Raw genomic sequence first — 26,741 nt, 5'->3', positions numbered from 1 at the left:
GGGGCCGCGCGGCGCCCTCACCTGGCGGTGCGGGCCTCCGGGTGGACCGCGGGCGCGGGCGGGAACTCCGGTGGCACCACCTGCGGGCCGGCCTCGGGCGGCCGGGGGCGGCCCTGGGGGTGCAGCCGGACGGCGAGCAGCGCGACGTCGTCCTCGGCGTCGGGCAGGAACAACCGCTCGAGCACCCGGTCGCACAGGTCGGTCAGCGGCAGCACGGCGTACTCGGCCAGCACGGACACCAGCGCGGCGGTGCCGGCGTCGAGGTCGCGGTCACGGCGCTCGACCAGCCCGTCGGTGTGCAGGAAGACCGTGCTGCCCGCGGGGAGGACGGCCACCCGGTCGTGCCGCGCCACCGAGGGGTCGACGCCGAGCAGCAGGTCGGGCAGGTCGCCGTCGAGCACCTGCACCTGACCGTCGGGCCGGAGCAGCACCGGCGGCGGGTGGCCGGCGCTGGACCAGCGCATCAGCGTCCGGTCGGCGCGCAGGTCGTCGTCCGTCTGCTCGAGGCGGGCGACCAGCGCCGTGGCCATCGTGTCCAGCCCCAGCCCGCGGACGGCGCGGTCGACCTGGGCCAGCACCTGCGCCGGCGGGGCGCCGCTGGAGTAGCTGATCCCGCGCAGCAGGCTGCGCAGCTGGCCCATCGCCGCGGCGGCCCGGACGTCGTGCCCGACGACGTCGCCGATGGCCAGCACGGTCGCCCCGCCGGGCTCCAGGAACGCGTCGTACCAGTCGCCGCCGATCTCGGCGCCGTCCGCGGCGGGCACGTACCGGACGACGATCTCGCAGTGGTCCGGCTCCGGCGGGTCGGTGAGCATGCTGTGCTGCAGCGCCCCCGCCAGCGCCCGCTGCTGCCCGAAGAGCCGGGCGTGGTGCAGGGCCAGGCCGGCCCGGCGGCCCACCTCGAGCGCGGTCTCCACCTCGGCCGGCGTGTGCGGCCCCCGCTCCGCGCCGTTGAACAGGCCCAGCGCACCGAGGGACTGCCCGCGGGCGGTCAGCGGCACGACCACGCCGGAGGCCGGCCCCAGCCGACCCAGCAGCTCCCGGGTCGCCGGCTCGGGGATGGCCCGCTCGACCCGCGCGGCGTCGATCCGGGGCAGCACGAGCGGGCGGCCGGTGCGGGTGACCACCGCCGCGGCGGCCTCCTCGGTCATCACCGCGACCATCGAGTGCACGTACAGCTCCAGCTCGGCGCGGAGCTCGGGGTCGCGGTGCGCCGAGGCCATCTCGTGCAGGCGGCCCTGCTCGTCGGTGACCACCAACCAGCACCAGTCGGCTAGGGTGGGGACGACGACGTCGGCGAGCTGGCCCACCTGCCCGGTGATCTCCAGCGTCCCTGACAGCACCCGGCCGGCGTCGGCGAGCAGTTGCAGGCGGGCGGTCGCCGCGGTCATCGCGGCCACCGCGTCGGCGCGCACGATGTCGGCCCGCAGCCGGGAGGCGGTCAGGGCGAGCTGGGCGGTGAGGCCTTCCAGCAGTTCGACGTCGGTGGCGGTGAAGGCGTGCTCGGTCGTCCAGACGACGGTGAAGCTGCCGAGCAGCCGGCCCTCGACCCGCAGCGGCAGCGCGGCCAGCGCCCGCGTGCCCAGCATGGCGTTGACCTCGGCCATCCTGGGGAAGCGGGCCTCGACCTCGGCCGCGTCGGCGAACAGCAGCGCCTCGCCCTGCCGGGCGACCCACTGGATGGGCAGCGCGTCGTCCATCGGCGTCTGCACCCCGCCGGCCGGTAGGGCGACGTCGGCCGCGCTGGCCACGGTGTCGAGGATGCGCCGGGTCAGGTGCAGGTACAGCTCGCCGTCGCGCGGGTCGACCACCGCCAGGCCGATCGCCTCGGCACCGAGCACGGCGGCCGCGCGCAGCGCGATCTCGGCGAGCTGGGTGACCTGCGTGGCGCCGGCGAGCTCGGCGGCGACCTCGGCGATCGCGGCGGCCCGGCGGACCGCGGCGAGCTCCCGGTCGGCCTGCTCGTGCGCCTCCGTGACGTCGACGACCGTGCCCACGATCCGCTGCGGCGCGCCGTCCGGACCGGCCAGGACCCGGCCGCGGCTGACCGTCCAGCGCACCACGCCGTCGGCCCGCAGGACCCGCAGCTCGACCGTGTACTGCGCCAGGGCGTCGACGGCGGCCTGCATCTCCTCCTGCGCCCGCGCGCGGTCGTCGGGGTGCACGTGCCGGTCGAACAACCGGTCCAGGGCCATGCGGACGGTGGAGTCGTACCCGAAGATCGCCGCGCAGCGCTCGTCCCAGTCGATGGTCTCCCGCTGGAGGTCGACCTCCCAGGTGCCCACGGCACTGGCCTCCAGCGCCAGCTCCAGGCGCATCAGGGAGGTGTCCGCGGCCGACCGGGCCGCGGAGAGCTCGAGCTCCGCGACCACCGAGGCGGCCAGCTGCTCGAGGGAGGCGACCTGGTCCGGCGACCAGTCGCGCCGGACGCCGTCGAACACCGCCAGTGCTCCGACGGCCTGCCCGGACCGCGCGCGCAGGGGCACGCCGAGGTAGGCGACGAGGGCCCCGTCCACCGCCGCGGGGAGGCCGGCCAGCCGCTGGTCCTGCGCCGCGTCCGGAGCGACGACGGGGACGCCCAGCCCGACGGTCACCGCGCACGGGGAGCCCTCGAGGGGCAGCGGGCCGCTGACGACCGACGCCGGCAGGCCGCAGGAGCCCACGGGCACCTCGGCGTCGGTGACCAGGCAGACCAGCGCCGCAGGGGTCCCCGCCAGCCGCGCGGCGAGCTGCGCGAGCCGGTCGTGGACGCCGGGAGACGCCTCGGCGAGCAGCCGCCGGGCCGCAGCGACGCGCCTCGGGTCGGGGAGCACGTCGGACTGCGGGGGCGGGAGTGCCGACGCCATGCGCGCGCTCCCTCGTCCACCGTGGGCGGCCCGTGCGCCAGCCGCGTCGACCCGACATCCTGACACGCAGCGCCCCCGTGACCCCGGAACGTCCCCCGCACGTGTCACGCCCGTCGGCCACCCCCTCGGGTGAGGCGGGGCCCGTCCCGGTGGAGCCCGGCGGCGCCGGCGCCGATGGGCTGGCCATGACGGCGATCCTCACGAGCCGGCTGCCCGACTGCCGTCCGCTGCTGGCCGACCCCGACGACCTCACGCCGGTGTTCCAGCCGGTCGTCGACCTCGCCACCGCGCGGGTCGTGGGCTACGAGGCGCCGTCTGGTACGCCGCCGCCGCGGACTGCGGCCTGGCCGCCGAGCTCGAGGCGCTGGCGGTCACCAAGGCGCTGGCCGCCGTCCCACTGCTGCCCGACGACACGTCCCTCACCGTTCCTGTCCGCCCGCACCTGCTCGGCAGCGCCCCGGTCCAGGAGGCGCTCGCCACCCGGCCGGACCTGTCGCGCGTCGTCGTCCAGCTCGCCGGGCACACGCCGGTCGACGACCTCGACGCGCTGCGCCGGCAGACCGACGCGCTGCGCGCCCGCGGAGCCCTCGTCGCGGTGGACGACGCCGCCTCCGGCCTGCTCTCCGCGGCCGCCGTCCGTCCCGACCTCGTCGGCCTCGACCGGACCCTGGTGACCGGCGTCGCCGGCGACCCGGTCCGCAGCGCGCTCCCCGAGGTCGTGCGCGATCTCGCCGGCCGGATCGGTGCCCGGCTCGTGGCCGAGGGCGTCGAGACGGCCGGGGAGCTGGCCGCGCTGGCCCGGCTCGGCGTCCCGCTCGCGCAGGGCTGGCTGCTGGGCCGGCCGACGCCGGAGCCCGCCCCGCTGGCCCCCGAGGTCGCCGCGCTGGTCCGCACCTCCGCCGCCCGCGCCCGGACCTCCGAGGGGCTCGCCGCGCTCGTGCGCCCGGTGCGCCAGTGTGACGTCGGCGAGCCGCCACCCGCCGTCCCCCCGGGGGTGCTGGTGGGCCGGCACGGGGAGCCGGTCGCGCTGTGGCTGGCCTGCCCGCGCACCGGGGAACTCCACCGGGCCCCGGTCTCGCTCCGGGCCGTCCCGTCGGACGACGTCGCCGCGACCCTCCAGCGGGCGGTGGCGCGGCCTCCGGCGCAGCGCTTCGACCCGGTGGTCTGCACCGACCCGACCGGCGCGGTCGTGGGCCTGCTGCGCGTCGAGGACCTCGCCGCGGCGGTCGCGCGCCGGGCTCGGCAGCAGCCGCTGCTGGCCGGTTCCTGACCCACCGGATGCGGCCACCGTCGTGTGCGGCTCGGCCGGCACGCGGGCCCGGACGGTCGTGGTGGGCGGGTCCTCCTCGGCGGGCGTCGCGGACGTGCAGGCCGGCGTCGCCGCCTACCGAGCGGGGACCGTCACACGGTGGTGCCGGTGCTCGGGGTGTCGTTCAGCGGAGGTCCTCGACCAGCCCGATGACGATGCCGTCGGGGCCGCGGACGTAGCAGTACCGGTAGGTGTCGCCGTACTGCGCCACCGCGCCCACGAGTTCGGCGCCGTGGGCGCGCAGGCGGTCGAGGACGTCGTCGACGGCGTCGACGGCGAAGGTGAGGCGGGGGATGCCCGGGGTGTTCATCGGCGCCCTCGGCGCAGTGCCGGTGGCCACCGGCGAGCGGAACGTCGACAGCTCGACCCGGCCGTGACCGTCCGGGGTCCGCACGACGGCGATGTCCGCCCGGACGCCGTCCAGCCCCACGAGCTGGTCCACCCATTCACCCTCGACTGCTGCCTCGCCCTCCAGTTCCAGGCCCAGCTCGACGAAGAACGCGACAGCAGCCGTGAGGTCCTCGACCACGACGCCGGCGTGATCCAGCCGGTAGATCGTCATGCCACGCAACGTAGGGGACCGAGGACCGGACTGGAGTCAGGACATCGCTGACCGGTCCCGGGACGTCCTCGACCGTTGACAGTGCTCCACGGTCGGCCGCCGGCATCACCGGCAGGCCCACGCGACGCCGTGGATCCTCCTCCGGGGCCGCGATCCGGGCACCCTGGCCACCCTCCCGCCGAGGTCACCGGCCGCTGGTCACTCGCTGGCGGCGTCCAGCGCCCGCGTCTCCTCCTCGGTGAGCACGAGGTCCTGCATGGGCAGCAGGTCGGCCAGCTGCTCGACCGAGCGGCTGCTGGCGATCGGCGAGACGACGGTGGGCCGGTCGGCCAGCCAGCGCAGCGCCACCGCCGCGACCGTCACCCCGTGCCCGTCGGCCACCTGCTGCAGCGCGGACAACACCCGGTCACCCCGCTCCCCCACGTAGGCCGAGGCGCGCTCCGCCCGCGGCGAGTCGACCTGCTCGCCGGCCCGGTACTTGCCGGTCAGGAAGCCCTTGGCCAGCGCGTAGTAGGGCAGCACGCCCAGGTCGTGGGCGGCCACGACCTCGCGCAGCCCGTCCTCGTACGCCGCCCGCTCCATGAGGTTGTAGTGCGGCTGCAGCGCCACGTACCGGGTCAGCCCCAGCCGCTGCGAGGTCTCCAGCGCCTCGGTCAGCCGCTCCGGCGAGTAGTTCGACGCCGCGACGTGGCGGACCTTCCCCGCCTGGACCAGCTCGTCGAACGCGCGCAGCGTCTCCTCCAGCGGCGTGCTCTCGTCGTCGTGGTGCGCGTAGTAGAGGTCGATCCGGTCGGTCTGCAGCCGGCGCAGCGAACCCTCGACCGCCGTCCGGATCTCCGCGGCCGACAGCGGGTGCTCCTTCTCCAGCCGCGAGGCCTTGGTCGCCACCACCATGCGGTCGCGCAGGCCGCGCTCGGCCATCCAGTTGCCGAGGATCTCCTCCGAGGCGCCGCGACCGTAGGACTCCGCGGTGTCGACGAACGGCGCGAGCGTGCTGACCGTCGCGTCGGTGAACCGGTCGAGCACGGCGAAGGACGTCGGCTCGTCCGCCGTCCAGCCGAACACGTTGCCGCCCAGGCAGAGGCCGCTGACGGTGAGGTCGGTCCCGGGGATGACTGGCATGTCCCAACGCTAAGGGCGGGGGCCGTCGGGGCGCCGCGTGGGAACCGGTCCACCTCGCGGGACCGGTGGGACGTGAGGGACCCGTTCGACCCCCTCGGTGGCGGACTGTCAGGGGCGCATGGCACCGTGCCTGCGGTCCGACCTCGCCATTGGCGTGGTCCGGCACGCTCTGTCACCGACACGGAAGGAACCCCGTGAACAAGGCCGAACTCGTCTCCGCCATCGCCAAGCGGGCCGACGTGCCCACCTCGACCGTGGACTCGGTGCTCGCCGGGCTCCAGGACGAGCTCGTCGACGCCATCACCCGCGGCGAGAAGGTCGCCGTCTCCGGCCTGCTGACCGTCGAGCGCACGCAGCGCTCGGCGCGCACCGGCCGCAACCCGCAGACCGGCGAGTCGATCGACATCCCCGCCGCCAACACGGTCAAGGTCACCGCGGGCTCGAACCTGAAGAAGGCCGCCAGCAACGTGCCGGTCTGAGTAAGGACCCCCTTGCCCCCCACCGCTCGCACGCTCGCGGCGGGACCCTGCAAGGGGGCCGTCCACCGCGTCGGGACGGCGGCTGCCCCTGTGACCGGTCCCACGACCGCGTGGGTCAGGATGCCCGGGCAGTCGCCGTCCGACGGCGGGCGGCACGAGGGACGGAGGACCCGTGACGGCACTCGAGGTGGACATCGACCCGACCGAGGTCGGCTTCGACACCGGCCGGCTGGCCCGGCTGGACCGGCGGCTGGCCCGCTACGTGGACGACGGCCAGCTGCCCGGTTACCTGGTGACCGTGGCCCGGCACGGACACCTGGTGCACGTCAGCTCGGCCGGGTGCCGCGACGTCGAGGTCGGCCTGCCCGTCGAGCGGGACACCCGCTGGCGCATCTACTCGATGACCAAGCCGATCACCTCGGTCGCGGCGATGATGCTGTACGAGGAGGGCGCCTTCCAGCTCTCCGACCCGATCGCCCGGTGGCTGCCGGAGTTCGCCGAGACCCGCGTCTACGTGGCGGGCTCGGCGCAGAAGCCGGTCACCGCGCCGCAGATGGAGCCGATCCGGGTGTGGCACCTGCTCACGCACACCTCCGGGCTCACCTACGGCTTCCACCACGCCCACCCGGTCGACGCGATGTACCGGGCCGCCGGGCACGAGTGGGGCACCCCCGCCGGCGCGGACTCCGCCGAGGTCTGTCGCCAGTGGGCCGCGATCCCGCTGGTCTTCCAGCCCGGCGCGGAGTGGAACTACGGCGTCTCCACCGACGTCCTCGGCCGGCTGGTCGAGGTCGTCTCCGGGCAGCCGCTCGACGAGTTCTTCGAGCAGCGCATCTTCGCCCCGCTCGGCATGACCGACACCTCGTTCGGCCTGCGCGAGGGCGACGACCCCGAGTCCCTGGCCCGGCTGTACGGAGCCGTGCCCGGCCGGCCCGGCGGCGCCCCGACCGGGTTCGCGCCGCTGGACGCCATGGGCGCGACCGCGCTCTCCAAGCCGGTGTTCCTCTCCGGTGGCGGCGGGCTGGTCTCCACCGCCGCGGACTACCTGCGCTTCGTCGAGCTGCTGCGCCGCGGCGGCTCCTACGACGGCGGCCGGCTGCTGGGCTCGCGCACGATCGCGCTGATGACCCGCAACCACCTGCCGGGCAACCAGGACCTGGAGACCTTCGGCCGGCCGCTGTTCGCCGAGACGCCGCTGCGCGGGGTGGGCTTCGGGTTGGGCTTCTCGATGGTCGTCGACCCGGTGCGCTACGGCGTGCTGTCCAGCCTCGGCGACTACAGCTGGGGCGGGGCGGCGTCCACGGCCTTCTACGTGGACCCGGTAGAGGACGTGACCGTCGGCTTCTACACCCAGCTGATGCCGTCGAGCACGCTGCCGGTCCGCAACTACCTCCGCCAGCTCGTCAACCAGGCGCTGGTGGACTGAGAGGGACCCCGTCCCGTGATCAGCTCTGATCACGGTCCCCGGTCCTGGCTCACGGCCAGTGGTGAGCCAGGACCGGGGACGATCAGGTCAGCTGATCACCATGTGGGGCCGTGGCGGGTCGTTCAGAGGTAGCGGCGGAAGAGGATCGAGGCGACCATCGCCGGCTTGCTCTGCCCCTCGATCTCCATCGTGATGCCCAGGTTCATCTGCACGCCGCCCTCGAACTGCTTGGCCTCGTCGAGGGTCGCGGAGGCGCGGATGCGGGAGCCGACCGGCACCGGCGACATGAAGCGGATCTTCTCGGCGCCGTAGTTGACCCCCATCCGGAAGCCCTTCGCATCGATGATCTGCGCCGACAGCGCCGAGACCAGCGACAACGTCAGGTAGCCGTGCGCGATCGGGCCGCCGAACGGGCTCTCCCGCTTCGCCCGCTCGACGTCGACGTGGATCCACTGGTGGTCGTGGGTGGCCTCGGCGAACTGGTTGACCTGCTCCTGGGTGATCTCGAGCCAGTCGCTGTGCCCGAGGTGCTGGCCGACCTTCGCCAGCACGCCGTCGATGCCCTCGACCGTGGTCTGCGCCATGAGCGTCTCCTCCTGCTCCGCGGGTCTGGTTTGCTGACTCCACCACACAGCGCGACGGCGAGGGGAGCGGGGTTGCTGCGGCTCGGTGCTCTCGACGTGCCGCCCGGACGGCTGGTGGTCATGGCCATCGTCAACCGCACCCCCGACTCCTTCTACGACCGCGGCGCGACCTACGAGCTCGCCGCCGCCGTCGAGCGCGTCGACCGGGTCGTCTCCGAGGGCGCCGACATGGTGGACGTCGGCGGCGTCAAGGCCGCTCCCGGGGAGGAGGTCGACGCCGCCGAGGAGATCCGCCGGACGGTCGACCTGGTCGCCGCCATCCGCGACGCGCACCCGACCCTGCCGATCTCGATCGACACCTGGCGGGCGGAGGTCGCGCGGGAGGCGCTGGCCGCCGGCGCCGACGTCGTCAACGACGCGTGGGGCGGCGTCGAGCCGGAGCTCGCGAAGGTGGCGGCCGAGGCCGGCGCCGGGATCGTCTGCACCCACGCCGGCGGGCTGCCTCCGCGCACCCGCCCCCACCGCGTCGCCTACGACGACGTCGTGGCCGACGTGGTGGCCCGGACGACGGCGCTGGCCGAGGCCGCGGTCGCGGCGGGCGTGGACCGCGAGCGGGTGCTGGTCGACCCCGGGCACGACTTCGGCAAGAACACCCGGCACTCGCTGGAGGCGACCCGCCGGCTCGACGAGCTGGTCGCCACCGGGTGGCCGGTGCTGGTGGCGCTGTCGAACAAGGACTTCGTGGGCGAGACCCTCGACGTCCCGCTGGAGCAGCGGCTGACCGGCACGCTCGCGGCGACCGCGGTGAGCGCCTGGCTCGGCGCGACGGTGTTCCGCGCGCACGACGTCGCGGCGACCCGCCAGACGCTGGACATGGTGGCGTCGATCCGCGGCGACCGCCCGCCGGCCCGCACCACCCGCGGCCTGGCGTGAGGCGGGCCTTCCTCCGACGATCAGCTCGGCTCACCGTCACCGGTCCTGGCTCACCACCGGCGGTGAGCCAGGACCCTCGATGATCAGCTCACCTGATCATCGGGGCGCGGCCCCTCGATAGGTTGCCGACCATGGCCGCCACCGGGTTCCACACCGCCGACGAGCTCAACGCGCTGCTGCCGGGCACCCTGCCGGGCCTGCTCGGGCTGACGGTCACCGCGCACGAGCCCGGCCGGCTGGCGGCCGGGCTCGACGTCCGCCCGGAGCTGCTGGCACCCAACGGCTACCTGCACGCCGCGACCGTGGTGGGGCTGGCCGACACGGCCTGCGGACTGGCCACGCGGGCGTTGCTGCCGGAGGGGTCGGTGGGCTTCACCACCATCGAGCTGAAGAGCAACTTCCTCGGCACCCTGCGCGAGGGTCGGGTGACCACCGTGGCGACCAACGCGCACGCCGGACGGACGACGCAGGTGTGGGACGCCGTGGTGACCGCGGACGGCACGGGGAAGACGATCGCGTTGTTCCGGTGCACCCAGTCGGTGCTCTGGCCGCGCTGACCACCCGTCCGGGTACTCACCGGTAACCCCGTTGGAGCCGCGACCACCAGGGATGTGAGACTGGCGCCACACCGTCGTGCGAAGGAGTGCTGTCCGTGGCGCTGGCCAGTCGTTACCCCGACGTCGAGATCCCCGACGTCTCCGTCCCCGAGTTCGTCCTCGCCGCCGGGCGCGAGAAGCCCGACGCGCCCGCGCTCATCGACGGCCTCAGGGGCGACGTCATCACCCACGGACAGCTGGCCGCCTACGTCGACCGCGTCGCGGCCGCGCTGCACGCCCGCGGCCTGCGCAAGGGCGACGTCGTGGCGGTCTTCTGCCCCAACACCCCGTGGTTCCCGGTGGTCTTCCACGGCATCGCCGCCGCCGGCTGCGTGATGTCGCCGATCAACTCGCTGTACACGCCCGACGAGATCGCCTTCCAGCTGCGCGACTCCGGCGCGAGGATCCTCGTCACCGTCTCGCCGTTCCTCGACCGGGCGCTGGCGGCGGTGGAGAAGTCCCCGGTCGGCGAGGTCGTCGTCATGGACGGCGCTGAGGGCCACGCCTCGCTGGTCGACCTGCTCTCCACCGACGCACCGTCGGTCCAGGTCGACATCGACCCGGCCGACGACCTCGTCACGCTGCCCTACTCGAGCGGCACCACGGGCCTGCCCAAGGGCGTCATGCTCACCCACCGCAACCTGGTGGCCAACGTGGCGCAGTGCCGGCCGCTCATCCAGCTCGGCTCGGACGAGCGGATCATCGCCGTCCTGCCCTTCTTCCACATCTACGGGCTCACCGTGTTGATGAACCAGGGCCTGGCCTGGGGCGGCGCGGTCGTGACGCTGCCGCGCTTCGACCTCGAGGACTTCCTGCGCACCATCCAGGACCACAAGATCACGCGGGCCTTCGTGGCGCCGCCCATCCTGCTGGCGCTGGCCAAGCACCCGCTGGTCGACCAGTACGACCTCTCCTCGCTGACCTCGATCACCTCCGGCGCCGCCCCCCTCGACGAACAGCTCGCGCTCGCCGCCGAGAAGCGGCTGCGGAGGGGCGCGGACAGCGGCGTCACGGTGGCGCAGGGCTACGGGATGACCGAGCTGTCGCCGGTCTCGCACACCACCCCCGACCTCGGCTCCGAGCCGCCGGGCGTGCCCGCCGGGTCGGTCCCCAAGGGCTCGGTCGGCTTCGCCGTCCCGAACTCCGAGTGCCGGCTGGTCGACCCCGCCACCGGCCAGGACGCCCCCACCGGCGAGCGCGGCGAGCTCTGGGTGCGCGGCCCGAACGTCATGAAGGGCTACCTGAACAACCCCGAGGCGACGGCGGACACGATCGACGCCGACGGCTGGCTGCACACCGGTGACGTCGCGATCGTCGACGAGAACGGCTGCTACACCGTCGTCGACCGGGTCAAGGAGCTGATCAAGTACAAGGGCTACCAGGTGGCCCCGGCCGAGCTCGAGGCCGTGCTGATCAGCCACCCGGAGATCGCCGACGCCGCGGTCATCGGCGTCCCGGACAAGGACAGCGGCGAGGAGCTGCCCAAGGCCTTCGTCGTCCGGTCGCCCGGCTCGGCGCTGACCCAGGAGGCGGTCATCGAGTACATGGCCGGCAAGGTGGCGCCGCACAAGAAGATCCGCATCGTCGAGTTCATCGAGGCGGTGCCGAAGTCAGCGGCCGGCAAGATCCTGCGCAAGGACCTCCGCGCGGCGGGCTGAGGACGGCGGGGACGGGGCCACCGGGACGGGGAGGGCTGGCCGATGGCACGCATGGACCTGCGGGTGCGGCTGCTGGGACTGCTGTCCCGCCGCTTCTCGATCACCCGCTTGGACGCCGAGGGGATCGCGCAGGCGCAGGCACGGCACCTGGGCCACAACCGCGTGGTCGACGTCGTGTTCGGCGGGGTGGCGCCCGGCACCGAGCAGGAGGACGTCGAGGTGGCGGGCCAGGTCGGGCGCCTGCCGGCGCGGGTGCACCGACCAGCGGGCGAGGAGGGTCCGCTGCCGCTCGTGGTGGACTTCCACGGCGGGGGCTGGGTGCTCGGCGACCTCGACGGGGTCGACTGGCACTGCAGCAGCGTCGCGGCCGCGGTGGGGGCGGTCGTGGTGTCCGTGGACTACCGGCTCGCGCCCACCCATCGCTGGCCGGCCGGCTCCGAGGACTGCTACGCCGCGCTGTGCGACGTGGTGGCCCGCGCGGCGGAGTTCGGCGCCGACCCCGACCGCGTGGCGGTCATGGGCGACAGCGCCGGCGGCAACCTCTCCGCCGTCGTCGCGCTGATGGCGCGGGACCGCAACGGACCCCGGATCGCCTTCCAGGGGCTGGTCTACCCCGCCACCGACCTCACCCTGTCCAGCCCGTCGATCGAGGAGAACGCGGACGCGCCGGTGCTGACCAAGGCCGACTGCGTGGCCTTCCGGGACCTCTACCTGGGCGGGCAGGACCCGCGCGATCCGTACGCATCGCCGCTGTTCGCGACCGACCACTCCGGACTGCCGCCCGCCCTGGTCCAGGTGGCCGAACACGACCCGATCCGCGACGACGGCCTGCGCTACGCCGCTGCGCTGCGGGCGGCAGGGGTGCCGGTGCGGACGACGACGTACGTCGGCATGCCGCACGGCTACCTCAGCTTCCCCGGTTTCTGCCGCAGCGCCCCGCAGGCGATGGCCGAGCTGTGCGCCGAGCTGGCTCTCCACCTCCGCACCGAGGCGCCGGCGGCCCGCTCCTGAACGAGGCCCCCTGCTCCCCACCGCTCGCAGGCCCGCGGCGGGCCCCTGCAGGGGCCGGCGAGGCCGCCAGAGGTCTCAGTCGGCCGCACCCGCTGCGGCCGGCGGTTCGGTGAGTCCGGCGTCCCGCCGCGTCGCCGTGACCGGAGGGACGCCGACCACCCGCTTGTAGGCCCGGGAGAAGGCGGCCTCCGACTCGTAGCCGAGGTGCCGGGCCAGCTCCCCGACCCGCGCACCGTCGGCCAGGGCGACGGTGGCCAGGTGCATCCGCCAGCGGGCGACGTAGTGCATGGCCGGTTCCCCGGCGAGCTCGGTGAACCGGGCGGCGAACGAGGAGCGGGACATCCGCGCCTCGCGGGCCAGGCGGGTCAGCGTCCACGCCGTCCCCGGGTCCCGGTGCAGCTGCGCCACCGCGCGGCCCACCTGCGGGTCCCGCAGGGCCCGCAGCCAGCCCGGCCCGGTGGCCGCGGTGTCCAGCCAGCCCCGCACGGCCTGGATGACGACGACGTCGGCGAGCCGGGTGACCACCGCCTCGGCGCCGGGCCGGTCGTGCCGGGCCTCGTCGGCGATCACCCCCAGCAGCACCGGGAGCCAGCCCCCGCGTGCCGCGTCGCGCCCGTCGACGTGCAGGACCGGCGGCAGCAGCCCGAGCAGGTGCGCGGCCCCGGGCCGGTCGGGTTGGACGACGCCGCAGACCAGACCGGTGCGGGCACCGCCGCCGTCGAGCCGCAGCACCGAGTAGTGCTCCCCGAGGTAGTGCTGGGGCAGCACGTCCGCCCGGCCGGCGATCCGCGCGCCCGGGTCGCTGCGCAGCAGGTGCCCTCGCCCGTGCGGCACCAGCGCCAGGTCCCCGGGGCCGAGTACGGACCGCACACCGTCGACCTCGAGCACGCAACCGCCCTCCGTGACGACGTGGAAGCTCATGCAGCCGTCGAAGGAGGGCATCTCCAGGCCCCACGGGGCGGTGACCTCCGCACGGCAGTAGAAGGTGCCCCGGATGCGCAGGTCCGCGAGCACCCCGCCGATCGGGTCGACCGGCACCCACGGGCGGTCGCGAGGTGGAGCGCGCAGCTCCCCGGTGGTCATGCGTCCAGCCTGGCCAGGCGGGCACCGGGCGTCCAGGCCGTCCGGACGAACGGGCACGGACCCCGGACGCGCGGTCATGGGCGGCACGGCCCGGGCTCGCCAGTCTCGGGGTGCCGGTCAGCAGGCCGGTACTCCGGAGAGGAGCAGGGACGTGAAGGTGCTGGTCGTGGGGGCAACCGGGGGATCGGGCCGGCCGGCGGTGGAGGCGCTCGCCGGCCGTGGGCACGAGGTGACCGCCTTCGCCCGCCGGGCGAGCGCGGTGTTCGGGGACCGTGCCGGGGTCCGGGCGGTGGACGGCGACGCCACCGTGCCGGGGGACGTCGGACGCGCCGTCCGCGGGCAGGACGCGGTCGTGGTGACGCTGGGCATCAGCGAGCCGCCGCTGCGGGTGCGGCTGCTCGGCAGCGCGGGGACCGCGCTCGACGTGCGCTCGCGCGGCACCGCGACCGTGGTCGCCGCCATGCGGGAGCACGGCGTGCGGCGGCTGGTCGTCCAGTCCTCCTACGGCGTGGGAGAGACGCGCGACCGGCTGCCGCTGTCCAGCCGGCTGGTGTTCGCCCTGCTGCTGCGCCCGCAGATCGCCGACCACGAACGGCAGGAGCGGATCGTCCGCGGCAGCGGGCTGGACTGGACGCTCGTGCAACCGGTGTACCTGACCGACGGCGACGAGCCGGCCGCCCTCTCCCGCACCGGGGACGTCGACGGCATGCGGGTGTCACGGCGAGCGGTGGGCGGGGTCCTCGCGGACCTGGCCGAGACCCACGGTGGGTACGGGCGGGTCCTGGCCGTGTCGGGGGCCACGGCGGGAGCACGCAGCGGCGCACTCCCGGGCCTCCCCGAGCCCGTGGGGGAGAACGGGGGTGGCCCTGCCTGAGCTCGGGTGGGGTGGGGGGACGGCCGGCCCCTGCTGGGTCCCGCCGCGAGCCTGCGAGCGGTGGAGGGCAGGGGTCCTTCTAGGGTCGGGCCATGCGCGCGGTGACCCTCAGCGGATCCGGTGGCCCAGAGGTGCTCGGCTGGGGCGAGGCCCCCGACCCGGTGCTGCGGCCCGGCGAGGTGCTCGTCGACGTCGTCGCCACCGCGGTCAACCGGGCCGACCTGCTCCAGCGGGCCGGCTACTACCCGCCGCCACCCGGGGCCAGCGAGATCCTCGGCCTGGAGTGCAGCGGGGTCGTCAGCGAGATCGGCGAGGGCGTGACCGGCTGGTCGGTCGGCGACGAGGTGTGTGCCCTGCTGTCGGGCGGCGGCTACGCCGAACGGGTCGCCGTCCCCGCCGGGCAGTTGCTCCCCCGCCCCGCCGGGGTGGAGCTGGCCACTGCGGCGGCGCTGCCCGAGGTCGTGTGCACCGTGTGGTCCAACGTGTTCATGCTCGCCCGCCTGCGCCGCGGCGACACGTTCCTGGTGCACGGCGGGTCCAGCGGCATCGGCACCATGGCCATCCAGCTGGCCGCCCGCGCCGGCGCCCGCGTGTTCACCACGGCGGGCACCCAGGCCAAGCTCGACGTCTGCCGGGAGCTGGGCGCGGAGGTGGGCGTCAACTACCGCGACGAGGACTTCGTCGAACGGGTGCTGGAGGAGACCGACGGGGCCGGCGTGGACGTCGTCCTGGACAACATGGGCGCCAAGTACCTGGCCCGCAACGTCGACGTCCTGGCCACCGGTGGACGGCTGGTCTGCATCGGGATGCAAGGCGGCACCAAGGCCGAGCTCGACCTCGGCAAGCTGATGCGCAAGCGCGCCTCGGTGCACGCCACGACGCTGCGCTCCCGACCGGCCACCGGGCCCGGCGGCAAGGCCGAGATCGTCGCGGCGGTGCGCCACGACGTGTGGCCCGACGTCGAGCGGGGCGTGGTGCGGCCGATCGTCGACCGGCGGCTGCCGATGTCGCAGGCCGCCGAGGCGCACCGGGTGGTGGACGCCAGCGAGCACGTCGGGAAGGTCCTGCTGCTCACCCAGGCATAGGAGGCAATGCATGCGTCCGCGACCCCCGGGACGTATGCATCGGTTCCAATGCCTCGAGTCAGCGCGGGCGTAGCGCGGCGACGGCGTCGACGATGTAGCCGACCTCCTCGGCCGTGTTGTAGTGCATCAGGCCCAGCTGCACGGCGCCGCCCTCCTCGTTGGCCCCGAGCGCGTCGAACAGCTCCCGCGCCGAGAGGTCGCCGTCCCACGCGCAGATGCCCCGCCGGGACAGCTCGTGGGCCACCTGCCGCGGACGCATCCCGGGGACGGTGAACGACAGCGTCGGCGTGGTCTGCGGAGCCGAGCCGATGACCTGCACGTGTCGCATCGCGCGCAGGGCCTGGTCCAGCCAGTCGAACAGCCCGCGTTCGTAGGCGGCCACCGCGGTCATCGAAGCGCGCAGCCGGTCCCGCCGGGTGCCGGTCGCGATGTCGTCCAGCGACGCGAGGTGTTCGACGGCCGCGGTGACGCCGGCCAGCAGCTCGAAGGCGTATCCGCCGCTCTCGAACCGGTCGGGCACCCGGTCGGGCACCGGCGCCAGCTTCTCGGGCTCCAGCTCCGCGAGCAGCCCCGGGTCGGCCACGACCGCGCCCACGTGCGGGCCGCACCACATGTCGGCGGCGACGACGAGGAAGTCCGCACCCATGGCCCGGGCGTCGAGCAGGTGGTGCGCCGCGGCGTGCGTGCCGTCGACGTAGACCAGCGCGCCGACCGCGTGCGCGCGGCGGGCGATCGCCGCGACGTCCGGGCGGGTGCCGATCGCGGAGCTGGCCGCCGTCACCGCGACCAGCCTGGTGCGGGGGCCGAGCAGCTCGTCGTACTGCCAGTCGGGCAGCTCGCCGGTCTCGATGTCCACCTCGGCCCAGCGCACGGCCACGCCGGCACGGGCGGCCAGCTCCACCCAGGGCCGCACGTTGGCGTCGTGGTCGAGCCGGCTGACCACCAGCTCGTCGCCGGGCCGCCAGGTCCGGGCCAGCGCGCGGGCCATCGTCCAGGTCAGCCGGGAGGCGTCCGGCCCGAGGACGACGCCGGCGGGTACCCCGCCGACCAGGTCGGCGACCGCGGTGCGAGCGCTGGCGACCAGCCCCTCCGCGCGGGCGGACGCCGGGAAGACCCCGCCGCGGTCGGCCACCGGCACCCGCATCGCCTGCGCCACCGCCAGCACGACGTTCTCGGGCAACAGCGCCCCGGCCGACCCCTCGGCGTGCACCAGACCGTCGGAGAGCCCCGGGAACAGGCCCCGGACGCGGGCGACGTCCAGCCGCCCCTCCCCCGGTCCCATGGGCCTCGACACTAGACGTTGCCTCCCGCGGTCGGACCCGGACCGGGCCGCCCCGGCAGGCCGCCGCGACGCCGGGGAGGATGGAGGCATGACCGCACCTGACAACGGCAGTGGACGCCCTCAGCAGGTCGTCGTGGTCGGCCCCGACGGCCGGCCCGTCGGCACGATGCCCGTGCCCGACGGCGGAGCCGCTGGTGGGGACGGCGAGGGTGGCGGCACCATCGGCGACATGGTCGAGCAGCCGGCGAAGGTCATGCGGATCGGCACGATGATCAAGCAGCTGCTCGAGGAGGTCCGGGCCGCGCCTCTGGACGACGCCAGCCGCAACCGGCTGCGCGACATCCACGCCTCCTCGATCCGCGAGCTCGAGCAGGGCCTGGCCCCGGAGCTGCGCGAGGAGCTGGAGCGGATCACGCTCCCGTTCAGCGAGGACGCCACGCCGTCCGACGCCGAGCTGCGCATCGCCCAGGCCCAGCTGGTCGGCTGGCTCGAGGGCGTCTTCCACGGCATCCAGACCGCGCTGTTCGCCCAGCAGATGGCCGCCCGCGCCCAGCTGGAGGAGATGCGACGCCGCGCGCTGCCCGGCGGCTCGCAGCCGGCCCCCGGCCCCCTTGCGCACCCCGGCGGCGGCCAGTACCTGTGACGCTGTCGGCCTACCGGACGACACCGCGGCCAGGTGCCGTGCCCCGGCCGCTGTCGCGGTGATCATCGGAGGTCACCGTTCCCGTTCCTGGCTCAGGACCGGTGGTGGGTCAAGAACCGGAACGACGAGCTGAGCTGATCATCGGGGTCGTCAGACCAGCGGGAGGTGCTTGACCACCCGGGCGGCGATCCGGCCCACTCGTCGCCCGTCCGAGGACGGCGCCCGGGCCGGTGTGGTGACCACCGGCGTCCGCTCGGGCAGGGTGCTGTGGTGCACGGCGGCGGCCCCGGCCGCGTCCAGGCCGATGCCCACGCCCAGCCGGGACTCCGCGGCGGCCGCGTGGGCCAGGGCGGTGGCGTCGTCCGGGCCGGGGACCTCCGTGACGTCCGTGGGCACCCCCTCCTCCTCGACGCCGGCGCAGACCTGCCGCAGCACCGCCGCCGGAGCCCCGGGGTGCCGGTACACCAGCACGGCCGGCCGCGGGCCCGGCGCCGTCACCTGCTCGGGCACCGGGCCTCCTCCGCCAGGAGAGCAGCGTGCGCCCGCACCAGGCCGGACGCGACCGCGTTGCGCGGCCCCTCGGTGCCCAGCACGTTGCCCGTCCCGCACACCACCCCGTGCGGGGCCAGCGCGTCCGCGATCAGGTCGGGGATCTCGAAGTCCAGGGCCGACCCGCCCAGGAGCACCACGAAGTCGAGCGCGCGGAGGTTGGCCCCCGGCGCCACCTGGCGCAGCGCCCGCAGCGCGTTGACCACGAACACGCGACGCTTCGCCTCACGGCGCACCCGCCGGACGTGGTCCAGGCCGTGCCGGGTGGGGACCGGGGCGGGTCCGTCCGGGGTCAGCACCACGACCCGCGCGAACACGTGCGGGGGCAGCGGCTGGTCGAAGAACTGCACGGTGCCGTCCTCGTGGCGCACGTGGAAGAAGCTCTCCACCTTGGCCAGCGGGAACCGCTTGACGCTCTCGGCGGCCTCGCGGTCGTCGAGCGCGAGCTCGGAGTCGATGAGCTTGGTGACCAGCTCACCGGCTCCGGCCACGTGCACGGCCGTGCACTCGCCGTCCCGGGTGAGCAGGGCGGCGTCGGTCGAGCCTCCGCCGAGGTCCAGGACGGCGACCGGCCGGTCGACACCCGGGGTGGTGAGCGCACCGCCCACGGCCATCTCGCCCTCGACGCCGCCGATCTCTGCGGCCGCTCCCAGCTGCTCGGACACCAGGTCCGCGACCAACCGCATGCGGCTGCGGCTGGTGCTCACCATCGCCGCCAGCGCCACCGCGTTCTCCAACGCCACCTCGCCGGCCAGCCCGCCGCGCACCTCGGCCGGGACGAAGGTGTCGACCGCGAGCACGTCGCGGATCGCGATCTCCGACACCGGCACGTCCGGCTGCCCGGCGACGTCCATGACGTCGACCATCGTGTCGCGGACCTGGGCGAGCATGCCGCCGACGTGGGTGCCCGGCTCGCCGCGCGCGTCGTCCAGGGGCTGCACCCGGGCGACGGTGTCCATGATCGCCTCGGCCCCGGCGTCGACGTCCACCCGGAGCGTCTTGCCCGCGCCGTGCAGCACGAGCTCACCCACCGGGATCCGGCGGTCGGTGACGTCCCCGGTCGGGGTGCGCACGACCACGGCCGAGCGGTTCCCGGTCAGCGCTCGTGCCACCGGGGAGACCTGCCGGGTCTGTGCCGGGTCCAACTCGAACACGGTGGCCAGCCCGTAGGAGTTCGACAGCGTCCGGATCGTCCGCCCCGGGGCGGCCACCTCGACGGCGGCGAGCATCCCCAGCGGGACCCGCTCCACCGCCGCGACCTCGTCCACGACCGGGATCGGCCGCTCGAGCCGGTTCGTCACGAGCACCGCGTCGTCCCCGGCCAGGACGGCGGCGACGACGTCCACCCCCGCGCGGACGGCCGCGTTGACGGTGGCGGCGACGTCGTCGAAGTCGACCTCCGCGGGGACGACGCACACCACCGGCCGGCCGGGCTGCTGCTCCGGGAGCGCGCCGATCGGCACGGTGGTGCCGACCCCCAGTCCCTCCCCGCCCGGGGTCGCCGGGTTGTGCCCGATCATCGTGGACTCGGTGATGATCGTCTCGGTGATCGTCTCCATGGCCAGCCCGCTGATCACCGGCGTCGCCTCGTTGAGCAGGACGGTGCGCACGTCACCGACTCGCCGCCCGGCTCGTTCCAGGGCTCCCCGGATGGCGGTGACCGCCCCGGCGGTGTTGTCCGGGGTGCCCTTGACGCCGGTCGTCCTGGTCAGGTCGGTGGCCAGGTAGCTGATCGAGCCGTCCGACCCGATCGAGGCCAGGCAGGCCTCGGTCGTCGAGTTGCCGATGTCCACGCCGACGACGAGCCGCGCCGGCGGCCGGCCGGGGTCGACCGTCGTCACCCCAGCGGGCGCGACCCGACCCGCCCGAAGACGGGTTCGACCTCGACCGCCGGGCGGCCGGCCTGGATGCACTCGAACTCCTTGAGGTGCAGCAGCGCCGCCTTGGCCTGCCACCGGGGGCGGGCCATCTGGTCGTTGCGCGTCGGCACCGGCTGCGGCGACTCGCCCTTCGCGTACTGCGCGGCGTTCGCGCCGATCATCCGGAACACCGGCGGGTCCAGGAGCGGGGACTGGGGGAAGAGCTCCAGGTTGCTCAGCCGGGGGAGGTCCCTCTGGTGGATCATCGTCGTCCCGCGGGACAGGATCCCCACGGCGATGCCGGACCCGGACAGCTTCGCGCCGCCGTGGGCGATCGCGGCCAGGTCCGCGGTGTCGAACACCCGGATGACGCGCGCCGTGACGCCCTGCTCCTCGATGCCCGCCAGCACCTGGCGCAGCACCTCGGCGTGCGGGACGTCGACGATGGTCTTCGTGAAGTGCCCGGCGAACGCCGGTGACACCGCGATCACGACCTCGTCGGGGCGGGTCCCCCGGCCGGCCGGGCCGACCTCGCGCAGCGTCACGGTGCGGTCGGACGCCGTCGTGGGAGCGGTCATGGCTCAGCCCACCTCGGTCTCGGGGTTCGTGGCGGAGGTGACGTGGCGCAGCTTCTTGAGCTCCTCCCAGCGTTCCCCCGACAGCCGGTAACCGGTGCCCGGGCCGGCGTAGTCGTTGACGTCGTTGATGGCCGACAGCGGCGTGAAGTCGGCGGTGAGCACCGCCGAGGTCTGCAGCAGGTCACCCGAGACCCGCTGCCGCAGCACGTTCAGCAGGCTCTGCGCCACGTCGGGGAAGCCGGTCGTCTCCAGGCCCTTCACCAGGTCCAGCCCGGTGATGCCGCGTTCCATGACCGACTGCGCGCCCTTGAGGTCGGAGAGCACGTCGCGCAGCGGGTAGTCGTTCGAGGAGTTGGCGTAGGTGGCCGCCTCCACCTCCTCGTCGGTGATCGGCGGCAGGTCCAGGTGGGCGAACAGCGCCTGCAGGGCCCGCGCCGCCTTGTTGCGGGCCTGCAGGATCTCGGCCTCCCGGACGTGCCGCAGCCCGCCGTCGACCTGCAGGTCGCGCTGGATGGTGTTCCAGTCGTCGTAGTCCTCGGTGTCGAAGTTGGACCCGGCGAACATGTTGTCCGCGTTGGGGACCGCCGAGTACCCGGAGCAGACGAAGTCGGTGCCGGGCAGCAGCTGGGGCATCATCCGTGCGGTCCGGCGCATCGACGAGTGCGAGAAGGACTGGTCGTTCCCGGAGGCACACTCCAGGTCGACCATGCTGGCGACCAGGTTCTCCGCGGCGACCGCGCGGATGCCGCCCGGCACGGCCCCCGGGACGCCGATGCAGCTGATCGAGCCGTTCTGCAGTCCCTGCACCCCGGCGCCCTTGGCCATGAGGATGCAGCGGATCTCCAGGTACAGCATGGACCTGCCCTCGGCGTTGCCCATCTGCACCTCCGACCCGGTGCCGGACGTGAAGCGCATCTTGATGCCGCGCGAGGCGTAGGCCGAGGCGAGGAACGCCTTGGACCAGGGGGTGTCGTCGCCGTCGACGAACACCGACTCGGTGCCGTAGATCGAGATCGTCTCGGCGTAGGCGGTGATGCCGCGCATGCCGAGTTCGAGCTCGGTGGCCTCCTCCAGCGCGCACTGGGTCAGCACGCCCCCGCGCCCGACCTGGGCGCCGACCTGCAGCGCGATGGCGACCAGCGGGGCGTAGCGCACCACCCCGAGGGTGGTCTCGAGCTCGGCGAACCCGCGCAGCGCGCCCTCCGCGGCGTCGGCGGCCACCTGCACGGGGTTGTCCCGCGCGCTCGTGGAGTGCGCCTGGTTCGCGGGCGTCCGCCGGGCCCGCATCTTCTGCATCGCCTGCATGATCTCGACGACGTTCATGAGCTTGACGACGTCGAGGACCTTGGCCGGCGTGAGCCCCCGGGTCACCGCCAGCACCTCGCTGCGGGAGACACCCGGGTCGATGAGCATCCGCGCGATCTCGACCGACGGGATCGCCGTGCACGCCTCGGCCGACGCCACGTCGATCGCGTGGTTGGCGATGAACGTGTCCATGAAGTCGAAGTCGGCCCGCGCCCGGCCGTCGAGCTCGACGATGCGGCCGTCCTCCACGCGGACGCTCGGCGCCGGGTCGAAGTCGCTCTCCATCGCGACGAGGCCCTTCTCGGGCCACTCCTCGACGAACCCGTCGAGGTTGACCGGACGGCTCTCGAGGACCTCGGTGCGCGTCGAGGTCCGGGGCTTCGTGCTGGTCATGGGCGGGACGTCCCCTCTCGGTCCGGCGGAACGGGTCAGCCGACGTCGGCGGTCGGGCGGGCGAGGAGGTCGCGGCGCGCGTAGACCTCGGCGGCCTCGCGGACGAGAGCGGCACAGACCGGCGCCCCGTACGTCCCCTCCAGGCGGTCGGCCAGCTCCCCGAGCTGCGCCGCCGTGGACGCACGCGGGCGGAGCGCGTTGTACATGGCCAGGACCTCCTCGTCGGGGATGGCCGTCATCTCGGCGGCCCGGCGGAAGTTGGCGGCCAGCTGGGGACGACCGCTGGCGTCGGCGAGCTGGGCCTGGAGCTGCAGCGTCTCGGGAGCGATCCGCAGGTCCTCGGCCGACAGCTCACCGGAGACGACCGCGTCCATCGTCAGGGCCGTGATCGGCTTGCCGGTGGGCGTGCGCAGCAGCTCGGGACGGTTGATCGACAGGGGGTAGTCGGCAGCGGTCAGCTCGGGAGGCGGCTGGGCGCTCATCGCAGGCTCACTCCTCGGTTGGTGCTCGCATCGACGCGCCACTGTGGCACGCGCCACGTTGCACCGACGTTGCCCCGGCCCGGCCCTGAGCAGGACCTGGCCACCCGGAGAGGGCGGCACCTACCCGACCGGAGAGGTGTCCGGCCCGGCCCGGTGCGGTTGGCTCCCCGGGCATGGGTGCCTCGTTGACGTACGACTCCGCCCGCCGCGTCCTGGACGCCGGGATCGCCTGCGCCCAGGAGATCGGCCAGCCGATGAACATCGCCGTCGTCGACGACGGCGGTCACCTCCTGGCGTTCGGACGGATGGACGGCGCGATCAAGGCGAGCATCGACATCTCCACCCGCAAGGCGGTCACCTCGATCCTCATGGCCCTGCCCACGGAGGCCCTCACCCCGCTGGTGCAGCCCGGCGCGGAGCTCTACGGGCTCGAGCAGACCGCCGGCGGCCTCGTGGCCTTCGGCGGCGGCGTGCCGCTGTACCGCGACGGCGAGATCGTGGGCGCCGTCGGCGTGAGCGCGGGGTCGGTGGAGCAGGACGTCGCCGTCGCGAAGGCGGCCGCCGCCGCGCTGGAGGGCTGAGGCCGGCACCTCCGGCGCGCCTTGCTGGGCGGACGGGCATGGGTGATGATCCGCGGCAGGCCGGCGCCGCCCGCCCGGCGAGGACGCTCGGGGGTGTCATGACCCGCTCTGCCCGGCACCGGCTCCCGTGCACCGGCCCCGACGTCCTCGGTACCGATGCCGCCGCCCACGCCCGGCAGCTCGCCGAGACCTTCGACGCCGTGCTCGGCAGCGGTCCGGTCCGCCGGGCGCCCCGCCCGGTGGTCTCCGCCTCCTGGGAGCGCAGCCTCGCGGCCCGCGTCGACCCCGACCGACGGACCCCGCCGGTGGTGCACGCCCCCGACGAGCTGGGCGACATCCGGGCTGCCCATCCGCTGGGCGCCGTCATGCCCCTGGTGCGGGACAGCCTCGTCGGCATCGCCGAGGACGCGGTCCACCTCGTGCTCGTCACGGACGCCGCGGGCCACGTCCTCTGGCGGGAGGGTGCCGTCGAGCTGCTCGGCCCTGCCGACCGGGTCGGTCTGTTCCCGGGCACCAACTGGAGCGAGGCCGCCATCGGGACCAACGCGATGGGCACCACGCTCGTGCTCGACGCGCCGGTGCAGATCCACTCCGCCGAGCACCTGGTCCGCACGTACCACTCGTGGACCTGCGTGGCCGCGCCGGTGCACGACCCCGACACCGGCGCGGTCCTGGGCGCGGTCGACGTCAGCGGCCCGCTGCGGACCATGCACCCGTCGCTGGCCCAGCTGGTGGCGACCACCGCGCAGCTGGCGGAGACCGAGCTGCGGGTGCGACTGGCCGAGTCCGACCAGCGCTTCCTGCTGCGCAACGCGCCGCACCTCGCCTCCCTGCGGGGCACGCCCGGCGCGCTCGTCACCCCCACCGGCCGGGTGCTCGCCACCGAGCCCTCCGGCGGGTGGCCCGAACGCGTCGACCTGGACGGGGCGACCGAGTGGGTCCTGCTGCCGGGCGGCCGGGAGGCGCAGGTCGAACCCCTCGCCGAGGGCTACCTGCTCCGCGCGCCGCAGCGCCCGTCCCGGGCGCCGGGCCAGGTGCGCCCGTCCGCGCTGTCGCTGAGGGTCACGGGCAACGGCGCACCGAGCGCGGTGCTCGACGGTCGCGCCGTCCCCCTGCCGCTGCGGGCGGCGGAGATCCTCACCGCCCTCGCCCTCCACCCCGAGGGCCTCACCGGGGAACAGCTCGCCTACCTGCTCTACGGGGACGACGGCAACCAGACGACCGTGCGCGTCCAGGTGCGCAGGCTGCGCGCGCTGGTCGGCGCCGACGTGCTGCGCACGCGGCCCTACCGGCTCGTGGGCGCGGTGGACAGCGACTTCGGTTCGGCCCGCCGTGCCCTCCGGGCCGGACAGGTGGCCGCGGCGCTGCGGGCGTGCGCCGGTCCCCTGCTGCCGCGGTCGGACGCTCCGGAGATCCGGCAGCTGCGCGAGGAGCTCACCGCCGGGCTGCGCTCCGCGGTGCTGGCCACCCGGGACGTGGAGCTGGTGCACGCCTTCGTGCTGCACCCGCAGGGCCAGGACGACCTCGACGCCCACGACCGCCTGCTCGCCCTCCTGCCGGCCGGGGACCCGCGGGCGGCCGGCGTGGCCCTGCGAGCGGCCCGGCTCCGCGCCGAGTGAGCAGACGACGACGGCGCCGTCCCCGGGCGGGGACGGCGCCGTCGTCAGGGCGCGGGGTCAGCGGGTGGCGCGGTGGACGGCGTCCTGCAGGGCAGGAGTCGGGCCGGGTGCCCGGCCGCCCCGGGCACCCGGCCCCTGGTCAGAACCGGAAGCCGTCGACGAGGCCGCGCAGTCGCGCGGAGACGTTCGCCAGCTCCTCCGCCGCCTCCTGGGAGGCCCCCACGTGCTCGGACGTGGCACGGGCGACGGCCGCGACACTGTCGATGCCGGTCGCGATCTGCCCCGACCCGGTGGCGGCCTCGGCGACGTTCCGGTTCATCTCGGTGGTCGTCGCGGTCTGCTCCTCGACGGCGGAGGCGATCGAGGTCTGGTAGTCGTCGATCTGCGCGATCACCTCCGCGACGTCGGCGATCGCGCGCACCGCGCTGCCGGTGTCGGCCTGGATGGCCTCGATCCGCCGGGCGATGTCCTCGGTGGCCCGGGCCGTCTCCTGCGACAGCTCCTTGACCTCGTTCGCGACGACGGCGAACCCCTTGCCCGCGTCGCCGGCACGCGCCGCCTCGATCGTGGCGTTCAGCGCCAGCAGGTTGGTCTGCTCCGCGATCGTCGAGATCACCTTGACCACGTCGCCGATGGTGCGGCTGGACTCGCCCAGCCGGGACACCGTCTCGGTCGTCGTCCCGACGGCGACCACCGCGCGCCCGGCGACCGATGCGGCCTCGGCAGCGTTGTGCGCGATCTCGCGGATCGAGGCGCCCATCTGCTCGGAGCCCGCGGCGACCGTCTGGACGCTGTGCGAGACCTCCCCCGCCGCGGCCGCGACGACGGCGGCCTGGGCCGAGGACTCCTCGGCGCCGGTGGCGATCTGCGCGGAGAGGCCGCCGACCCGGGCGCTGGCGGTGCTCAGCGCGCCGACGGCCTCGTGGAACGTGGCCATGAGGCGGCCGAGCGACTCCAGGGCGGTGTTCGCCGACCCGGCCAGCCGGCCGATCTCGTCGTCCCGGTGGACCTCGAGCCGGCGGGTCAGGTCGCCCTCGGCCACCGCGGCGAAGGCCTGCCCGGCCTCGGCCAGCGGCCGGGTGATGCCCCGGATGATCCGCCAGGCGATGACGACCGCGAAGACGGCGGCGGCCGCGCAAACGAGCACCATCGTGAGCAGGAAGCTCCCGGCGATCCCGCGCGCCTCGTCACTCAGCTGCGCGTTCATCGCCTCCTCCAGGTCGATGAGGACGTTGATCGCAGCCAGCCACTCGACGAACGCCGGCTTGGCCTGCCCCGTGAGCAGGGCGAGCGCCGCGGCGTCGTCCCCGGCCCGGGCCAGGTTGACCACCTGCTCGACGAGCGGCAACGTCTCGCCCTCGATCCGCTTGATCTCGGCGAGCGCGGTCACCTCGTCGGCGCCGACGTTGCCCTCGACGGCGAACATCTCGTCCATCGGGCCGGCCGACGCGGCGTACTTGGCGGCGAGCTCCTCGATGAGCGCGACCTCCTGCTCGAGCTCAGCGGGCGTCGTCGCCAGGACGACGTCGCGCAGCGCGATCGCCCGGTCGTGCACACTGCCGCGGAAGTTGATGGCGTACCGCTGCTTGACGCTGTTGAGGTCGTTGATCGTGGTCAGGTGGCTGTCGACGGTCTCCACCCGCCACACCCCGACGCCGGTGAGGCCGACCATCGCGAGGACGACGACGAGGAAGCCGAGGACGAGCCGCCGGCTGATGGACAGGTGCTTTCCCATGGCGTTCTCCGGACTGACCGCGGTGCCTGTGGTGGAGGTGCTCTGCGCAACAGGTCTCGGAGTCCGGAGCGCCGGGTTGAGTCGCTCCAGGTGGAGAATCGATAACGGTCGCCGACCGGCGGTCGGTCAGTGGTGGACGGCTGGTGC

At 74.7% G+C, this 26,741-nt stretch carries 24 protein-coding genes; 12 read left to right on the top strand and 12 right to left on the bottom strand.

What is annotated here, in order from left to right:
- Positions 1-17 precede the first annotated feature (17 nt).
- On the bottom strand, positions 18-2,846 hold the full coding sequence (locus ACU610_RS21155) for a SpoIIE family protein phosphatase (RefSeq protein WP_446769662.1): 2,829 nt from the start codon (positions 2,844-2,846) through the stop codon (positions 18-20).
- A 217-nt stretch (positions 2,847-3,063) separates the two neighbouring features.
- On the opposite strand from ACU610_RS21155, the gene ACU610_RS21150 reads away from it, so the two are divergent.
- Positions 3,064-4,116: an EAL domain-containing protein gene (locus tag ACU610_RS21150; protein ID WP_446770739.1), complete on the top strand. Its 1,053-nt coding sequence runs from the start codon at positions 3,064-3,066 to the stop codon at positions 4,114-4,116.
- Between the two features lie 163 nt (positions 4,117-4,279).
- Here the strand turns inward: ACU610_RS21150 and ACU610_RS21145 are convergent, their stop codons facing one another.
- Positions 4,280-4,717 carry a VOC family protein gene (locus ACU610_RS21145; protein WP_446769661.1) on the bottom strand — a complete coding sequence of 146 codons (438 nt, stop codon included), beginning with the start codon at positions 4,715-4,717 and terminating at the stop codon, positions 4,280-4,282.
- Between the two features lie 198 nt (positions 4,718-4,915).
- On the bottom strand, positions 4,916-5,839 hold the full coding sequence (locus ACU610_RS21140) for an aldo/keto reductase (RefSeq protein WP_446769660.1): 924 nt from the start codon (positions 5,837-5,839) through the stop codon (positions 4,916-4,918).
- A 194-nt stretch (positions 5,840-6,033) separates the two neighbouring features.
- Between ACU610_RS21140 and ACU610_RS21135 the strand changes: the two genes are divergently transcribed.
- Positions 6,034-6,318: an HU family DNA-binding protein gene (locus ACU610_RS21135; RefSeq protein ID WP_091223132.1), complete on the top strand. Its 285-nt coding sequence runs from the start codon at positions 6,034-6,036 to the stop codon at positions 6,316-6,318.
- A gap of 172 nt (positions 6,319-6,490) precedes the next feature.
- Positions 6,491-7,744 carry a serine hydrolase domain-containing protein gene (locus ACU610_RS21130; RefSeq protein WP_446769659.1) on the top strand — a complete coding sequence of 418 codons (1,254 nt, stop codon included), beginning with the start codon at positions 6,491-6,493 and terminating at the stop codon, positions 7,742-7,744.
- 122 nt (positions 7,745-7,866) lie between these two features.
- Here ACU610_RS21130 and ACU610_RS21125 read toward each other — a convergent pair whose 3' ends face one another.
- Positions 7,867-8,328 (bottom strand): MaoC family dehydratase, encoded by a 462-nt coding sequence (locus tag ACU610_RS21125; RefSeq protein ID WP_446769658.1) that lies wholly within the window; start codon positions 8,326-8,328, stop codon positions 7,867-7,869.
- A gap of 72 nt (positions 8,329-8,400) precedes the next feature.
- Between ACU610_RS21125 and folP the strand changes: the two genes are divergently transcribed.
- The 4 genes from folP to ACU610_RS21105 all read left to right on the top strand — a co-directional run bounded on the left by folP (position 8,401) and on the right by ACU610_RS21105 (position 12,526).
- Positions 8,401-9,261 (top strand): dihydropteroate synthase, encoded by an 861-nt coding sequence (folP, locus tag ACU610_RS21120; protein ID WP_446769657.1) that lies wholly within the window; start codon positions 8,401-8,403, stop codon positions 9,259-9,261.
- Positions 9,262-9,392: 131 nt separating this feature from the next.
- Entirely contained in the window at positions 9,393-9,818 is a 426-nt protein-coding gene (locus ACU610_RS21115) for a PaaI family thioesterase (RefSeq protein ID WP_446769656.1), read from the top strand.
- A 95-nt stretch (positions 9,819-9,913) separates the two neighbouring features.
- Positions 9,914-11,515, top strand: a complete 1,602-nt coding sequence (locus ACU610_RS21110; RefSeq protein WP_446769655.1) for a 4-coumarate--CoA ligase family protein — start codon at positions 9,914-9,916, stop codon at positions 11,513-11,515.
- Between the two features lie 42 nt (positions 11,516-11,557).
- Positions 11,558-12,526 carry an alpha/beta hydrolase gene (locus ACU610_RS21105; protein ID WP_446769654.1) on the top strand — a complete coding sequence of 323 codons (969 nt, stop codon included), beginning with the start codon at positions 11,558-11,560 and terminating at the stop codon, positions 12,524-12,526.
- A gap of 75 nt (positions 12,527-12,601) precedes the next feature.
- Here the strand turns inward: ACU610_RS21105 and ACU610_RS21100 are convergent, their stop codons facing one another.
- On the bottom strand, positions 12,602-13,609 hold the full coding sequence (locus ACU610_RS21100) for an AraC family transcriptional regulator (RefSeq protein WP_446769653.1): 1,008 nt from the start codon (positions 13,607-13,609) through the stop codon (positions 12,602-12,604).
- A 151-nt stretch (positions 13,610-13,760) separates the two neighbouring features.
- Here ACU610_RS21100 and ACU610_RS21095 point away from each other — a divergent pair, with 151 nt between their 5' ends.
- Both ACU610_RS21095 and ACU610_RS21090 read left to right on the top strand, forming a co-directional pair.
- Positions 13,761-14,483, top strand: coding sequence for an NAD(P)-dependent oxidoreductase (locus tag ACU610_RS21095; protein WP_446769652.1), 723 nt, complete (start codon positions 13,761-13,763; stop codon positions 14,481-14,483).
- 92 nt (positions 14,484-14,575) lie between these two features.
- Positions 14,576-15,568 (top strand): NAD(P)H-quinone oxidoreductase, encoded by a 993-nt coding sequence (locus ACU610_RS21090; RefSeq protein ID WP_446769651.1) that lies wholly within the window; start codon positions 14,576-14,578, stop codon positions 15,566-15,568.
- A 58-nt stretch (positions 15,569-15,626) separates the two neighbouring features.
- Here ACU610_RS21090 and ACU610_RS21085 read toward each other — a convergent pair whose 3' ends face one another.
- On the bottom strand, positions 15,627-16,850 hold the full coding sequence (locus ACU610_RS21085; RefSeq protein ID WP_446769650.1) for a cysteine desulfurase-like protein: 1,224 nt from the start codon (positions 16,848-16,850) through the stop codon (positions 15,627-15,629).
- 88 nt (positions 16,851-16,938) lie between these two features.
- On the opposite strand from ACU610_RS21085, the gene ACU610_RS21080 reads away from it, so the two are divergent.
- Positions 16,939-17,493, top strand: a complete 555-nt coding sequence (locus tag ACU610_RS21080) for a bacterial proteasome activator family protein (RefSeq protein ID WP_446769649.1) — start codon at positions 16,939-16,941, stop codon at positions 17,491-17,493.
- Positions 17,494-17,643: 150 nt separating this feature from the next.
- Here the strand turns inward: ACU610_RS21080 and ACU610_RS21075 are convergent, their stop codons facing one another.
- From ACU610_RS21075 to ACU610_RS21055, 5 genes are read right to left on the bottom strand one after another with little or no spacing between them, the layout of a single operon-like run.
- Positions 17,644-18,003, bottom strand: a complete 360-nt coding sequence (locus ACU610_RS21075) for a glycerol dehydratase reactivase beta/small subunit family protein (RefSeq protein ID WP_446769648.1) — start codon at positions 18,001-18,003, stop codon at positions 17,644-17,646.
- The gene (locus ACU610_RS21070; RefSeq protein ID WP_446769647.1) at positions 17,988-19,883 is read right to left on the bottom strand and encodes a diol dehydratase reactivase subunit alpha; all 1,896 of its coding nucleotides are present in this window, start codon (positions 19,881-19,883) and stop codon (positions 17,988-17,990) included. Before ACU610_RS21070 ends, ACU610_RS21075 begins: the two co-directional genes overlap by 16 nt.
- On the bottom strand, positions 19,880-20,479 hold the full coding sequence (locus ACU610_RS21065; protein WP_446769646.1) for a propanediol/glycerol family dehydratase medium subunit: 600 nt from the start codon (positions 20,477-20,479) through the stop codon (positions 19,880-19,882). Before ACU610_RS21065 ends, ACU610_RS21070 begins: the two co-directional genes overlap by 4 nt.
- Before the next feature lie 3 nt (positions 20,480-20,482).
- On the bottom strand, positions 20,483-22,177 hold the full coding sequence (locus ACU610_RS21060; protein WP_446769645.1) for a propanediol/glycerol family dehydratase large subunit: 1,695 nt from the start codon (positions 22,175-22,177) through the stop codon (positions 20,483-20,485).
- A 35-nt stretch (positions 22,178-22,212) separates the two neighbouring features.
- Entirely contained in the window at positions 22,213-22,659 is a 447-nt protein-coding gene (locus ACU610_RS21055; protein WP_446769644.1) for a diol dehydratase small subunit, read from the bottom strand.
- Between the two features lie 173 nt (positions 22,660-22,832).
- On the opposite strand from ACU610_RS21055, the gene ACU610_RS21050 reads away from it, so the two are divergent.
- Positions 22,833-23,240, top strand: coding sequence for a GlcG/HbpS family heme-binding protein (locus ACU610_RS21050; RefSeq protein ID WP_446769643.1), 408 nt, complete (start codon positions 22,833-22,835; stop codon positions 23,238-23,240).
- A 98-nt stretch (positions 23,241-23,338) separates the two neighbouring features.
- The gene (locus tag ACU610_RS21045; RefSeq protein WP_446769642.1) at positions 23,339-24,859 is read left to right on the top strand and encodes a GAF domain-containing protein; all 1,521 of its coding nucleotides are present in this window, start codon (positions 23,339-23,341) and stop codon (positions 24,857-24,859) included.
- 139 nt (positions 24,860-24,998) lie between these two features.
- Here the strand turns inward: ACU610_RS21045 and ACU610_RS21040 are convergent, their stop codons facing one another.
- Positions 24,999-26,594: a methyl-accepting chemotaxis protein gene (locus ACU610_RS21040; protein WP_446769641.1), complete on the bottom strand. Its 1,596-nt coding sequence runs from the start codon at positions 26,592-26,594 to the stop codon at positions 24,999-25,001.
- Between the last annotated feature and the right edge of the window lie 147 nt (positions 26,595-26,741).

The organism is Geodermatophilus sp. URMC 61, assembly GCF_052931555.1.
This window is presented reverse-complemented; position numbering and strand designations above follow the sequence as displayed.

What these genes read in the sequence shown, in the direction of transcription:
- ACU610_RS21155 (WP_446769662.1), bottom strand. Translation starts at nt 2,846, where the DNA reads ATGGCGTCGGCACTCCCGCCCCCGCAGTCCGACGTGCTCCCCGACCCG.
- ACU610_RS21145 (WP_446769661.1), bottom strand. Translation starts at nt 4,717, where the DNA reads ATGACGATCTACCGGCTGGATCACGCCGGCGTCGTGGTCGAGGACCTC.
- ACU610_RS21140 (WP_446769660.1), bottom strand. Translation starts at nt 5,839, where the DNA reads ATGCCAGTCATCCCCGGGACCGACCTCACCGTCAGCGGCCTCTGCCTG.
- ACU610_RS21125 (WP_446769658.1), bottom strand. Translation starts at nt 8,328, where the DNA reads ATGGCGCAGACCACGGTCGAGGGCATCGACGGCGTGCTGGCGAAGGTC.
- ACU610_RS21115 (WP_446769656.1), top strand. Translation starts at nt 9,393, where the DNA reads ATGGCCGCCACCGGGTTCCACACCGCCGACGAGCTCAACGCGCTGCTG.
- ACU610_RS21105 (WP_446769654.1), top strand. Translation starts at nt 11,558, where the DNA reads ATGGCACGCATGGACCTGCGGGTGCGGCTGCTGGGACTGCTGTCCCGC.
- ACU610_RS21100 (WP_446769653.1), bottom strand. Translation starts at nt 13,609, where the DNA reads ATGACCACCGGGGAGCTGCGCGCTCCACCTCGCGACCGCCCGTGGGTG.
- ACU610_RS21090 (WP_446769651.1), top strand. Translation starts at nt 14,576, where the DNA reads ATGCGCGCGGTGACCCTCAGCGGATCCGGTGGCCCAGAGGTGCTCGGC.
- ACU610_RS21085 (WP_446769650.1), bottom strand. Translation starts at nt 16,850, where the DNA reads ATGGGACCGGGGGAGGGGCGGCTGGACGTCGCCCGCGTCCGGGGCCTG.
- ACU610_RS21080 (WP_446769649.1), top strand. Translation starts at nt 16,939, where the DNA reads ATGACCGCACCTGACAACGGCAGTGGACGCCCTCAGCAGGTCGTCGTG.
- ACU610_RS21065 (WP_446769646.1), bottom strand. Translation starts at nt 20,479, where the DNA reads ATGACCGCTCCCACGACGGCGTCCGACCGCACCGTGACGCTGCGCGAG.
- ACU610_RS21060 (WP_446769645.1), bottom strand. Translation starts at nt 22,177, where the DNA reads ATGACCAGCACGAAGCCCCGGACCTCGACGCGCACCGAGGTCCTCGAG.
- ACU610_RS21055 (WP_446769644.1), bottom strand. Translation starts at nt 22,659, where the DNA reads ATGAGCGCCCAGCCGCCTCCCGAGCTGACCGCTGCCGACTACCCCCTG.
- ACU610_RS21050 (WP_446769643.1), top strand. Translation starts at nt 22,833, where the DNA reads ATGGGTGCCTCGTTGACGTACGACTCCGCCCGCCGCGTCCTGGACGCC.
- ACU610_RS21045 (WP_446769642.1), top strand. Translation starts at nt 23,339, where the DNA reads ATGACCCGCTCTGCCCGGCACCGGCTCCCGTGCACCGGCCCCGACGTC.
- ACU610_RS21040 (WP_446769641.1), bottom strand. Translation starts at nt 26,594, where the DNA reads ATGGGAAAGCACCTGTCCATCAGCCGGCGGCTCGTCCTCGGCTTCCTC.